Genomic DNA, 12,005 nt, shown 5'->3' with positions numbered 1-12,005 from the left:
GTTTTCTATACTGTTTAACAACCCTTCATTAATCAAGGTAGTATAGTTGCTTTTTTTGGATGAAAATTTTCTGTATTGAAGACTTTTGCTGAACCATGTAGAAAGTGAGTCGTTCTGTATTTCAGTCGCCAAGGTATCTAAATGCACCATAATAGACATCTTTGATGATCTCTCCTAAAGCATATCTGGCATATTGTAAGGGTCTGTGATCATCAGCCATTTTTTTACGGATTTTACGGAAGAAAGAGATCATTCAGCTGGCTTGTTACTGTTTAAAAATAGTTTTCCAATCTTTTTCCATATCAATGACTACATAATTATTTTTAAGCGCATAAGGAAGTACATGTTCGGTATGAGAATCATAGCTGAATTCTCTTATACTATCAGTATGATGAATGAGTAGGCTTAAATGATTATTTTTGCCAGAATTTATATATTGAAGCATATGGAAATCGCCGTTTGAGTTTCCAGCTGCAACAACGGGTCTTTTACCTACAATCTGATAAATTAGTTTCGCTTTGTTTTCCCAATTATTAAGGAATCCACCTTTAGAAGTTCGATACAATTGTCCATCTTTATACTCCAGCATTGTAGCGGTTCCAAACACATGTTCAGGATCAACATTATAAAGTTCTTTTGAGTATAATTTCAAAAACGCTCCCTCATCTGCTGTAAAGATAAAAACCTTGAAATCATTGGCTTGCAGCAGTGAAATGAATTCTAGCATTGGCTGATATGTGAGGCTGGAAAGGGTTTTTTTAAAGACAGGGTGCTTCCATTCATGATAATACGTTTTGTTCCAATCAGCGAAATCTTCAACTGAGATTCCTTCAAAGGCCTTTCCGAAAACCTGCCCAACAATTTCATTGTATTTTTCTTCCTGTAATTCTTTCATAAATATTGAGAGCTCGCTTTTATCGTTGGTTTTAATGAATTCATTCAGGGCTAAATAAACAGAGTCCTGGAGAATTTCTGGATGTTGTTTTACTGCCTGTTCAAACCTTTGAAAGACTCCAAATACGTGATTGTAAATTGGTTTTTCAGTCCAAAGAGTACCATCATTGTCAAAAACAGCAATCCGATCTTCTGTTTTTATAAAGCCGGGATCTTCTGGATCTGTGGCTGCACTTACAAATGAAAGAATTCGTTGTTTGTTTTCAAGATCATTCCAGGAAATGAGGAAATCAGTTGTCAAAGCTTGTGACGATTGCTCCTTATCAACTTTGTCCCGAGAACAATTCAAGAAAAGGTTTGAAATGAGAACTAACAATAAGATACGCTTCATATATGTAGGTATAAACTATTTGAATAATAGGAAATATTAGATCGTTTATTGATACTGGAAGATACGAAATTTCAACATTTGAAGAATTACTCAATAAAAAAATCCCGGAAACTTCTTTCCGGGATTTTTAATTCATAAAAGCTTTAAAGCTTTATAAAAGAGTTATTAGTTCAAGATGTCTACATTAATGATAGCACTTGATTCTGCTCCTTCATTGTCTTGAACTGTAAGTTTTATTCCATCTGGTCCTGCAACATCACTTGCAGTATATGACCCTGAAATTGTGAATTCTTTTGTTCCCTCTCCAATAGATGAATTATCAGCTACTATGGTGCCTTGACCAGTAGTTGATTCTAAAGAATGACTTGCATAACCTCCTTCGGCCACAACGTTGAAAGAAAAATTAAAAGATTCCCCAACTTTAACTTCATATTGATTTCCGTTTGTAGGAAAAGATATTACTGGTGGATCTTTGTCATCATCTGAACATGATGTTGTGAATGCGGTAACTGATAGTGCTAATGTTAACACTAAAATTCTTAATGTACTTTTCATATTGATTTATTTAAATAAGCCGGCAAAATTACTGCTATTTTTTAATTCGCCAATTTTTTTTCGGCAATTATGAAATCCTTAACATTATCCTTAAAAAATTTCGAAGTTCAGGTTTTTAAAAATGGTAGAACGGATCTAATTAATTGTAAGACAATTAGAAATAAATATTTGAACCAATTCAAAATTCATTTCATTAAATGGAGGGATTTAAAAAAATGAAATGCTCAAAGAATCAGGTAATTTACTTTAAATCTTTCAGAGTAGTTTTTGTCGTCTGGTGAAGAACCTAAAAAAAACCCGAATGATAATTCACTCGGGTTGTTTTAAGGCAAACTTGACAAAGTTAGTTATTAGGCCATTCTGCCCAGTTACTGCAATGGCCTCCGCTATCAGTAGCGATGATTTCTCTATTGGCAATTGTGTAACCTGCATTCATTAAGGCATATGGAGCAAAATGCAATTTTCTATTTGCGGCGGTTCCAAACATTTTCCCAAAATGACCCTGACTTAAACCATGACCAACTTCATGTAACATGACTGTTTCATAGTCATATATGTCATTGAAAAGAACATCATCCGGAGCATCTTTCCAATTAAAACCATCATTCATATAAATTTCTCTAACAAAGACGTCCGTTTTGCCATTGTTATCGATGTCCGTCGGTCCATTTGCATCAACCCAGATAAAAGTAAAAGTAACACCAAGAATATTGCTTCCGCCACCTGGCCCCCCAATTATATCAAAAAACCAAGCACCAAGATTACCTGCATGTACAATTGATCCTGGAGCAGTGCCATCGTAACCTTGAGCATTCGGATTCCCTTGCGGCCCCCCAGTTACTATCCATTGAACAATGCCAACATCACCAAAATCAGTTGGTGAAGTAATACCTTGATCCGACAGCACAAGGCCGTTAGAACAATTGATTGAACCCCAAGTGTTCATAACACTTTGAAATGCTTTTATTGTTTGGTCTTCGCTCATTCCGCTTGTGGTTCCTTGTTCAGTGCCATCCATCCAATATGCTAAAGATCCATCGGTCCATTCTCCTAAATATGGATTGCTTGGCCACCAGTTTCTTGGGTCATTAGGCACAAAATCTGCTTCAAGTTGCTTATTACCTGTGTTACTAAAAAAAACATCCCTACCAGCTCCCTCAGCGCCTAATAATTCCATTTTTTCAATTTGAATACCATGTCCAAGAAGCGCTTCGTTAAGAGCAGCTATTTGGGTTGCAAAATCACTATTTTTATTTGAATTTTTTTTGTGTAGTTTGCTTTTATCAATAGTGAGTTCCATTAATGTTAACTTGGTTGAATTTGAGGCGCTTTTTTCTTGTACAGGTGCAGAGTCGAATTCGTTGTCTTGACATGACATCAAAAGTAATGGCAGTGCCAATAAGTAGGTTAATAGTTTTTTCATAATAAATAGTTTAAGGTTAAATGAATTAAATTGTTTGTTAGAATTAGTATTCAAAAAATCAGGGGAAAAGTTTTGATTAAATCTTTAGATGCTGTTCTAATTTCATGACATTATGAGGATGCATTTATAAGGAATACCAGGCATAACGCCATTGTTATCGTCAGCATGACCCAGAATAGAGCGTAGACAATTTTGAATCTTTTCATCATAATTTAAAGGCTTTCTTTAGTTGCATGTGCTATTGTTTATATGTATCGTTACGAACGATTCATGTTATCACAAATATGATCTTTACAGTTGTGCAACACATAACACTAATGATGTGAAAAATTGAAATTTTTATTTCAAGGCTTTAAATTATGTTGTATCTAAAGATGTAAAATAATGATTTTCAACAATTTAGATAAGTGAAGAAAATGAGATGATTCTAGTGGCTATTTATTTCTAATTCGGCTTTTTTATTAACTAATTGGCAATGAACATTAAGAAATGATAAGAATCATTGATTATTTGAGTTGCCATAAGGAAACTGGTCAACAATAGAAAGGCCCTGATTTGATCACTTTTTAAGGTATGGGATTTGCTAAATGAGGTCTTATTTGATCCTGGACAACTTTTAATTGTTCTTCACCGCTTTTTACCCATTCTTGAAATCGAGGATCTTCTCTCAGGTTATCAAACTGATAGTCAATTTTAGCACACTCAACCATTCCTCCCCACATGGTCCACCCATTCAATTTGTCAAACGTATCCAACATCTCAAATGCTTTATCATGTTCGCCTAATAAAGCATATGCTCCAGCATAATCAAAATAGACCCAAAGATCTGCTGTACGGTTGCTATTGAGTGATTGATCAAATTCGTCAATTTGTTTTTGAATCATTAACCTTCCTTTTTCAATCTGCCCGTCATTGAACAATACATAACCATATCTGTGGAATGACCTGCTTGATAGCCAACATGTGACGCCTTCTTTCTCAACTTGTTTATACCAGTTATTATAATGTTCCAGTGCTGCTTTGTTATTAAAATGTGCATTATAAGCTCCTAACCATGCATTGGTTTGTTGATTTTTTACTTTCCAATGCTTATTGATATGTTCTAAAGCTTTTTCCCATTCTTGTGTTCTGGTATATAACCAAACCTGGGTATTTGAAAACCCTGGCCTAAGTGCGGCCTTTTTATCCAAATACAGTTGTTCTGATTCATAGTCATCTAAAAAGGCATAGTAGTAACGATATTTTTCATAGACTCTTAAGCTATCTTGTTTTGTTTCAATTCTTTTTTTGAGTTTATCAAAAGTCTCTAAGGCATTCGTAAAATCTTGTTCTCTGTCATACAACATCCACAAAGTATTTAAGACGTTTTGATTATTTGGCTCTAATTCAAGAGCATATTCCAATTCCCTGATCGCTTTATCAGGAGACTTAGTCTCAAAATAATACAAACCTCGGGTAACATAAGCTTTGGAGAGCTTTGGATTTAATTGGAGTGCTTTATTGGTTAAAGCAAAAACTCTTTCCATCTCTTTTTCATCCGATCTATCCCAAATTTGTTTATCGAAAATGGTTTGAGCCAGTCCAAGATAGGCTTGAGCAAATGTAGAATCTTTTTCAATGGCTAATTCATGAGATAATTTTGCTTTTCTGAGTATTGAAAGCCATTCTTCTGCCTCCTGAAGTGAATAGTCTGCCTTAAAACGATATTCTTCTCCTTTTAAGTAATGATCATATGCCAATTGATCCTGTGTAGGAATAACATTCAATTCATCCTGTAACTTCGATGATAATGTAGTTTCCAATTTGTTGGTTATAGATTCTATGACATTGGCTTGCACTGCAAAAATTTCTGAAACATCCTTATCATATCTTTCAGACCAAAGCACTTTATTGTTATTTACCTGTATAAGTTCAGCTGAAATAATAGCCCGATCACCTATGCGCTGCACCTGCCCTTCTACCACATAATTAACATCTAATTCAGATCCTATTATTTTTAGCGTTGATGTGGAATTTCTATAGTGTTCTGCAGATCTCCTGGATACTACAGCGTATTCAGGTATCTTGGCCAGATTATCTCTAATTCCCGCCATAATTCCATTGCAGAAATACATGTTTTCTTCATTATCACTTAGATTAATAAATGGCAGGACAACGATGGTTTTGTCAACGATCGAGTCAGGATCTTTCTCTTTGTTAAAGGCTTCGTTAAAAACAACAAGTGCCACTAAAAGAATGATGGGTATGATGGCTGCTAATTTTTTTGAGAAGGTTTTCTTTACTGGTGCAGTGTCGTTTTGAAATTTAACTTCTCCGGGGGAGTAACCATAAAAATTTTTAAAACTGGTATTAAAATAAGTAGGACTTGAAAAACCAACTTGATATGAAATCTCTGAAGCCGTTCCCGAATTCAACTTCAGCATTTCCAACGCCTTTTGTAAGCGGTATTCTCGAATAAACTGGCTCGATGATTTCCCCAGAATCGAATTAAGTTTCCGATGTAATTGTGACCTGCTTATGCCGATCTCGTTTGCTAATTCTGAAACACCAAAATTTTCATTGGATAAATTCAATTCAAGAATATCATTCAATTTTTGAATAAAGGCATCATCCATTGAATGCTTTTGAGTCATAATTTAAGGTCTTGGAATATAAATATAAGTAAAATGAAGTTAGCATAAAATCAGAAAACCGAAAAGGGCTCCTTTTATGAAATTGTTCTTTACAAAATTTAACTTATTGCCAAGTAGTTAATTACGAATCTAAAGCTTGATCAATACAGTAATTTCTCACACTGCTGACAAGCATGTTTCCTATTAGTTATTTGGTCATTTCTTCCCTAGTGGTTGGAGGGTGGGGCAGTACCAACTGTCCGTTGTCAAAATTGAATTGAGGCGCTCTATTGTTCGGAAAATCTGGTAAAATCCCTTCACGGAGCCATATTTGAATCATAAATGATTTCATGGTATATTTGAATATATTAAAAACTTCAAAATGAAAAATATTCATAAACTAATTGTTCTGGCAGGGTTTATTGTTGGTAGCGTGACGATGGCAGTGGCTCAGAATACCTCTGATGATGATAAATTCTTTCCCTGGAAAGACCCTCAGAATCCAAATATCATGTTGCTTGATGGAGACGATCCTTTAAAAGAAGGCTGGCATCTTCGCAGAGATACTTCGAAAGATCCTAAAAGAGAAGCTGGTTTAATTAACCCGCAGCGTTATGAAGTTGGATTAATTGCCATGGGAGGTTTTCCAACGTTTTTAGGCGCTCCAATTGCCTTGACATCCGAAGATTTAAAAGCGGGAGGTGTTGAAGTAGCTATGGTAGGTCTTAATATTGATGACAATCTCATCGCCGGAGGCAGGTATGCTGCCAACCAGTTACGAACCTTATCAGATTATATGTTTTATGGAGATGCTAATTATGACCCTCAAACACATACCGAATATTTACAAAGTATAAAATTAGCCGATTATGGCAATGTTGCGTCAGTCTATGGTCACAATCAACGATCGCTGGAAGAAGTTCATAAAGTGATGGGCGAGATTTTAGATGCTGATGCCATGCCGATGGCCATAGGAGGAAGTCATATTCAAATGTATGGCATCATTACCGCTTTGACCAAAAAACACGGTGCCGGAAACTTTGCCATAGTGCATATTGATGCACATTACGATGCCATGAGTACAGGATTTGGCGGTCGCTTTTTACATAATGGAAACATGATTTACCAAGCTGTTGAAAGAGGCTATGTAAAAGGCGAGGATATTATTCAAATAGGCTTAAGAAGTGTGAAACCAGGGAGTGCTGATTTGGAATGGATGGCGAAAAACAACTTCAAATTTCATTTTCAGGCGGAAATCGTAAAAAATGGATGGGAAGCAACTCTAAAGGATGTGTTAGAAGAAGTGAAAGGCAAAAAAGTATATATCTCTTTTGATATGGATGGACTGGATCCCGCCTACGCTGCTGCTGTGGGGACTCAGGAACCAGATGGAATTTCTTCGGCCAATGCCTTGCAGTTAATGAGGGCTTTAGGCATACAAAATGAATTGGTGGCTGTTGATATATTGGAGTACAATCCTTTATTAGATGATGCTCATGGAACTACGGGTATATTGGTAGACAGACTCATGCGTGCCGTACTCGGAGGAATTTCAGCCAGAAAAAAAGGAATCACAGATCCATTGTATATACACCCGGACTTGTTAAATAAGTAGTAGTTAGAATGGGTGCGAAATTCGATCACCGAAAATTTTTGTTGGTTTTAATGTGCTATGGAATTTTTTATGTTTCATGGGGACAGGAAATTGCAGATGAGCACCATCATGATTCTCACGAGGTCCATACGGGTTCTCATCTTTCTGCCTTTGTTGGATATACGGTTGATTATAATAGTAAAACAGGATACAAAATTGGCCTGGAATATGAATACCGTCTGAATAAGCGTTGGGGGCTTGCAACGGCTATTGACTTCGTGGGTGCGGATTTTGAAATAATAGCGCTGTCAGTGGGGGGCGTTTTATATCCTTTTGATAAATTTCCTTTGGCCCTTGCATTGGGCATAGGTGCTAAGCATAAAAGCGAAAAATGGCATCATTATTACAGGGGTGTGTTAGCCTATGATTTTCATTTGGGGAAAGTTTCATTAAGCCCGACAATCATTCACGATTTTTATCCCGAATCTAAGGACATTACTTCGTATGGTGTTCAAATTGGGATCTCATTATAAGACGTTTTTTGGTAACCTAACAGATCATGAAGAAATACCTGAACCAACCAATAGTTTATTTTTTTATAGTTGCTGTGATCATTTTTATGTGGAATGACCTAAGCAATAATGATGGGAAGAAAGAATTTAAACTGACCAGACAAACACAAGAGTTTTTGATTGGTCAAAATGAACGTTTGTTGGGAAGACCGATAACTGAGGAAGAAAAAAATGAAATTTTCAATTCTTTTATTCAGGATGAAATGTTGCTGAATATGGCCTATGAGAGGGGCTTGGATAGATTGGATGCCAGGATCAGGGAAAGTTTGATAAAAAATATGAGAGGCGTACTTCTAAGTGAAGTACAGGATCCAGATCCGGATTCTCTTCATTCTTATTTAGAATCAAGGCGAAATAAATACTCGATTAAATCTGCTATTGATTTTGAAACCATCTCTATCTTTGGAGATAATGAAAAAGACCTGAGCCGAATTGACTCCATGCCTTTCGACCTTTTTGCGGCAAGTTATGGAGAGAGATACGCAAACTTTGTTTTTACCTTACCCGTTGATCAACTTTCTAAGCCTATTCGAAGAGGCGAGCATTTGGTACAGTTTAAAGTATTAAAATATTATACCGATGAAAACCAAGGTATAGATAGCACGAGTTTATTCGCTGATTATAAATATTTAAAATCGCAGGAATCTTTAAAAAAGACGCTTGAAACGTATACAAATACCTATGATATAGTTATTGAGTAAAGCCGATGAAAAGTTATAAAGCAATAGTTGTTGTTCTGTTCTTATTTGGTCAAACTTTGTTTGCCCATGATATTGGATTGTCCAAAACGGAACTCATTGAAGAAGACAATAATTATTATACCCTGCGCGTAAAGAAAGGCTCCAATGACGTAACAATTTATACTGATCCCAGGTTTTCTGAAGCAATTGAGTTGTTGGATTTTACTAATTTCAAGCTGGTCAATGGATGGAATATATATCGGTTTAAGACCAAAGTTCCCTTGACCAGAGAAGATATAATTTATTTAGATTGGGCCAGAAATGGGGTCATGTTCAAGGTTAAATGGAAAAATGGCGATGAGTTAAGTAAAATTGTCAATCGAAGTAACGGGTTAATTACCATAAATTTGTCGGAATTTAGCGCGGGATCAAACCACTGGACAGCGTCCGCAAAGTTTTATTTTGTTTTAGGAGTTGAACACATTTTAACAGGATGGGATCATTTGCTATTCGTTTTTACACTTCTGTTCTTGATTTCTGGATTCAGATCTCTTTTGGCTACCATAACCACGTTTACAATTGCACACAGTATTACCCTCGGCCTTGCAACCCTTGGTTATGTGAATTTACCGTCAACTCCAGTTGAAATTATTATTGCTTTAAGTATTGTACTGATATGTGTGGAAGTACTCAATGCGTATAAGGGAAAATCTTCTTTAACACATAGGTATCCCTGGTTGCTGGCATTTGCATTTGGCTTGATACATGGATTAGGATTTGCTGGTGCCCTGTCAGAGATTGGTATTCCGGCTGATGAAGTACCCATAAGTCTTTTGTTCTTTAACCTGGGTATCGAAATGGGTCAAATTGCATTTGTGTTGGTGATTCTGGCTTTATACAAGGTTTCAAAAGTGTTTTCAATAAGCAATGAGAATGAAATGAAATTAGGTAAAATGTGTATGTATGCCGCCGGAACCATGGCGATGTATTGGGGTATTGAAAGGATTTTTTACGGTTTTTTAATGAGTTAGGTCCTGCATTAACTCTTGATCTAATCCCATCAAAGTGTTTCGTTCTTTTTACAGGAATCGATTGATTGAAGTCCCTTCCTGAGTGTAAAAATCACAAAGCATATCACGACCAGCCATGAATCCGGTAGCCGTGATATGAATAGAAGTGGCCCTGCAGTGAATTGAAATAAACATGTTTCAGGAAATTTTAAAAGATCGTATTAAAAAAGAAGCCTGAAATGATCATCCCAATGGCAATGGTTGAAAAAAAGGCGATGATTAGTTTTTTCTGCATTACTTTTTTCAATAACAAAGCCTCTGGTACTGAAAGGCCAATGGAGCCCATCATAAATGCAATTGCGGTACCCAGAGGAACTCCTTTATCTACTAAAGATTCTATGATTGGAAGAACGCCAACCGCATCTATATATAAAGGAATTGCCATGATGACAGCAATGGGAACTGCAAAGGGATTGGATTTTGAAATATATGTTTCAAAAAATGATTGAGGCACATAGCCATGTATAAAAGACCCAATGGCCAACCCCACAAAAATATATGGAATAAGTTTTTTAAGGGTTTTCAAAGCAGCCGAATGTATTTCAGGTAAACGTTGGCCAAAGCTTCTGCTATCTTCAATTGGCTCAGCCTGGGTTTCTCCTAAATCTTTTATCCAATCGGCCACATAGGCTGCCATGCCTAATTTTTCTAATACAATTCCTCCGACGACACCTAACACAATTCCGGTGAGCACGTAGATCAAGGTAACTTTCCAACCAAAGGATACCCAAAAGATAGCGATGGCAATTTCGTTTACCAAAGGAGACGTAATTAAAAAAGACAAGGCCATTCCTAAGGGAATTCTGGCCTGCATCATCCCCACAAACAGAGGGATAGAAGAACAGGAACAAAATGGAGTTACAGCTCCCAGCAAGGATGCAAGGATGTTTCCTACCCCGGATTTTTTATTCTTCTCTAAATAAATTCGAATTTTATCCATGGGCAGGTAACTGGTTACAATGCCCATGAGGTAGGTCACTAAAATGACCAGAATAACGATTTCAGTGAATCCAACCAGAAAATAATGAAGGGCAGTACTGAACAAGGATGATTCTTCTATTCCGAAGAAATCGTAGACTAAAAAATCTGCGATACCTGAAAGAAATGTTGTTAGTTTTTCCATCTTTTACATGTTATAAAATGGATAATAACTTCTCTTCAGTGAAGTACTTTTTATAGTCATAAACTTTTCCATTCACGACAATTGATGGAAAATTCATGGTACCAAATACCATGGTGTCTTGTAACTCGGATAATTCTGTAATGCTGACTTCTTTGCCGTTGTCAGCGGCAATTTTTTCTATATTGGCTTTAATTGGAGAGCCGGTTGCACAGCAGGAAGAATGTAAAATTTTGATATCAGTTTTCATAAGATTTGTTTTTTATTAATTAAACTTTTCTATGAAGTCTGAATCAAGTAAGGAAAAGACACAGGTTTTTTAATTATTTTTTAAAATAATTTATAAAAATCAGATTTACAGAGACTTATCTTCTAAGTCTTTTGTGGTTTTTTGAAGTGGTTCACAGGATTCTTTGATAGAACATCCTATAAAGTTACCTTGTTTGTCGTAGTCAAGATGACAACATTCAACAAATTGGTTTCTTAATTTTTTTCGAGCGCGCTGGATACGCATCTTGGTGGCCGACAACTCTAAATCTAATTGCCTGGCAATTTCTTTCTGAGGAATTTTATCGATGTCACTTAGCATCAGTGGGGTGGCATACTCTTTAGGGAGTAGTTCAATCATCGGAATTACATAATCCTCTGCCAAAATGTTAGACATTTCAGAACTCGATTCTTCTGTAAGGTTCCAATCATTGTCAAGATTATACGCTATGTTATTTTTATTGAAATAATCATAAATTGTATTCCGGCTTACTTGAAAAAGCCAGGCCTTTATATTGATTATTTCTTTCCCTTTTTGTTGAGATTCAATTAGTTTTATCATGACTTCCTGTACGATGTCTTCAGCCATGGATTTGTCTTTTACTTTGCCTGAAATATATGATTTCAAGTAGTTGTAAAACTCTTGAACGATTTCATTAATATTGCAACATTCTTTTTTCATCTTTCACTTTAATGTTGATCTGATTTCCGCAAACCTTCACTTTATTCGAAGAGAATAATTGTTGGAGACCTTTTATTTTTCCGGGGTAAGCGTCTCTTAAAAGAGTCAATAGTTCTAAAGATATTAAATTTTTTACTAGAGTCAC

The 12,005-nt window shown here is 36.0% G+C and carries 13 protein-coding genes; 4 read left to right on the top strand and 9 right to left on the bottom strand.

Features of this window, described 5'->3' with window-relative positions; translation table 11 throughout:
- Positions 1–265: 265 nt before the first annotated feature.
- The 5 genes from ACR2MV_RS01375 to ACR2MV_RS01355 all read right to left on the bottom strand — a co-directional run bounded on the left by ACR2MV_RS01375 (position 266) and on the right by ACR2MV_RS01355 (position 6,227).
- A complete protein-coding gene (locus tag ACR2MV_RS01375; RefSeq protein ID WP_434020081.1) occupies positions 266–1,285 on the bottom strand; it encodes a haloacid dehalogenase-like hydrolase in 1,020 nt (339 codons plus the stop codon).
- Positions 1,286–1,450: 165 nt separating this feature from the next.
- On the bottom strand, positions 1,451–1,840 hold the full coding sequence (locus ACR2MV_RS01370) for a hypothetical protein (protein WP_434020080.1): 390 nt from the start codon (positions 1,838–1,840) through the stop codon (positions 1,451–1,453).
- A gap of 343 nt (positions 1,841–2,183) precedes the next feature.
- Positions 2,184–3,263, bottom strand: a complete 1,080-nt coding sequence (locus tag ACR2MV_RS01365) for a hypothetical protein (protein ID WP_434020079.1) — start codon at positions 3,261–3,263, stop codon at positions 2,184–2,186.
- 566 nt (positions 3,264–3,829) lie between these two features.
- The gene (locus ACR2MV_RS01360; protein WP_434020078.1) at positions 3,830–5,896 is read right to left on the bottom strand and encodes a helix-turn-helix domain-containing protein; all 2,067 of its coding nucleotides are present in this window, start codon (positions 5,894–5,896) and stop codon (positions 3,830–3,832) included.
- A 187-nt stretch (positions 5,897–6,083) separates the two neighbouring features.
- Positions 6,084–6,227: a hypothetical protein gene (locus ACR2MV_RS01355; protein WP_434020077.1), complete on the bottom strand. Its 144-nt coding sequence runs from the start codon at positions 6,225–6,227 to the stop codon at positions 6,084–6,086.
- 30 nt (positions 6,228–6,257) lie between these two features.
- Here ACR2MV_RS01355 and ACR2MV_RS01350 point away from each other — a divergent pair, with 30 nt between their 5' ends.
- Genes ACR2MV_RS01350 through ACR2MV_RS01335 form a run of 4 tightly spaced genes read left to right on the top strand, consistent with a single transcriptional unit; the run spans position 6,258 to position 9,752 of the window.
- Entirely contained in the window at positions 6,258–7,490 is a 1,233-nt protein-coding gene (locus ACR2MV_RS01350; RefSeq protein WP_434020076.1) for an arginase family protein, read from the top strand.
- Between the two features lie 8 nt (positions 7,491–7,498).
- A complete protein-coding gene (locus ACR2MV_RS01345; protein ID WP_434020075.1) occupies positions 7,499–8,002 on the top strand; it encodes a hypothetical protein in 504 nt (167 codons plus the stop codon).
- Positions 8,003–8,028: 26 nt separating this feature from the next.
- Positions 8,029–8,742, top strand: a complete 714-nt coding sequence (locus ACR2MV_RS01340) for a hypothetical protein (RefSeq protein WP_434020074.1) — start codon at positions 8,029–8,031, stop codon at positions 8,740–8,742.
- Positions 8,743–8,747: 5 nt separating this feature from the next.
- A complete protein-coding gene (locus tag ACR2MV_RS01335; protein ID WP_434020073.1) occupies positions 8,748–9,752 on the top strand; it encodes a HupE/UreJ family protein in 1,005 nt (334 codons plus the stop codon).
- A 48-nt stretch (positions 9,753–9,800) separates the two neighbouring features.
- On the opposite strand, the gene ACR2MV_RS01330 is transcribed toward ACR2MV_RS01335, so the two are convergent.
- The 4 genes from ACR2MV_RS01330 to ACR2MV_RS01315 form a co-directional block, all read right to left on the bottom strand.
- Positions 9,801–9,926, bottom strand: coding sequence for a hypothetical protein (locus tag ACR2MV_RS01330; protein WP_434020072.1), 126 nt, complete (start codon positions 9,924–9,926; stop codon positions 9,801–9,803).
- 13 nt (positions 9,927–9,939) lie between these two features.
- Entirely contained in the window at positions 9,940–10,914 is a 975-nt protein-coding gene (locus tag ACR2MV_RS01325) for a permease (RefSeq protein WP_434020071.1), read from the bottom strand.
- A 10-nt stretch (positions 10,915–10,924) separates the two neighbouring features.
- On the bottom strand, positions 10,925–11,161 hold the full coding sequence (locus tag ACR2MV_RS01320; RefSeq protein WP_434020070.1) for a thioredoxin family protein: 237 nt from the start codon (positions 11,159–11,161) through the stop codon (positions 10,925–10,927).
- A 105-nt stretch (positions 11,162–11,266) separates the two neighbouring features.
- Positions 11,267–11,860, bottom strand: coding sequence for a sigma-70 family RNA polymerase sigma factor (locus ACR2MV_RS01315; protein WP_434020069.1), 594 nt, complete (start codon positions 11,858–11,860; stop codon positions 11,267–11,269).
- Between the last annotated feature and the right edge of the window lie 145 nt (positions 11,861–12,005).

The sequence above is a fragment of the Lutimonas sp. genome (assembly GCF_051011215.1).
GTDB lineage: Bacteria > Bacteroidota > Bacteroidia > Flavobacteriales > Flavobacteriaceae > Lutimonas.
Note: the sequence above shows the minus strand (reverse complement) of the source record. Positions and strands in the feature narration are given on the sequence as shown.

Coding starts and splice junctions, on each gene's coding strand:
- ACR2MV_RS01375 (WP_434020081.1), bottom strand. CDS start 1,285: ATGAAGCGTATCTTATTGTTAGTTCTCATTTCAAACCTTTTCTTGAAT.
- ACR2MV_RS01370 (WP_434020080.1), bottom strand. CDS start 1,840: ATGAAAAGTACATTAAGAATTTTAGTGTTAACATTAGCACTATCAGTT.
- ACR2MV_RS01365 (WP_434020079.1), bottom strand. CDS start 3,263: ATGAAAAAACTATTAACCTACTTATTGGCACTGCCATTACTTTTGATG.
- ACR2MV_RS01360 (WP_434020078.1), bottom strand. CDS start 5,896: ATGACTCAAAAGCATTCAATGGATGATGCCTTTATTCAAAAATTGAAT.
- ACR2MV_RS01355 (WP_434020077.1), bottom strand. CDS start 6,227: ATGAAATCATTTATGATTCAAATATGGCTCCGTGAAGGGATTTTACCA.
- ACR2MV_RS01350 (WP_434020076.1), top strand. CDS start 6,258: ATGAAAAATATTCATAAACTAATTGTTCTGGCAGGGTTTATTGTTGGT.
- ACR2MV_RS01345 (WP_434020075.1), top strand. CDS start 7,499: ATGGGTGCGAAATTCGATCACCGAAAATTTTTGTTGGTTTTAATGTGC.
- ACR2MV_RS01340 (WP_434020074.1), top strand. CDS start 8,029: ATGAAGAAATACCTGAACCAACCAATAGTTTATTTTTTTATAGTTGCT.
- ACR2MV_RS01335 (WP_434020073.1), top strand. CDS start 8,748: ATGAAAAGTTATAAAGCAATAGTTGTTGTTCTGTTCTTATTTGGTCAA.
- ACR2MV_RS01330 (WP_434020072.1), bottom strand. CDS start 9,926: ATGTTTATTTCAATTCACTGCAGGGCCACTTCTATTCATATCACGGCT.
- ACR2MV_RS01325 (WP_434020071.1), bottom strand. CDS start 10,914: ATGGAAAAACTAACAACATTTCTTTCAGGTATCGCAGATTTTTTAGTC.
- ACR2MV_RS01320 (WP_434020070.1), bottom strand. CDS start 11,161: ATGAAAACTGATATCAAAATTTTACATTCTTCCTGCTGTGCAACCGGC.
- ACR2MV_RS01315 (WP_434020069.1), bottom strand. CDS start 11,860: ATGAAAAAAGAATGTTGCAATATTAATGAAATCGTTCAAGAGTTTTAC.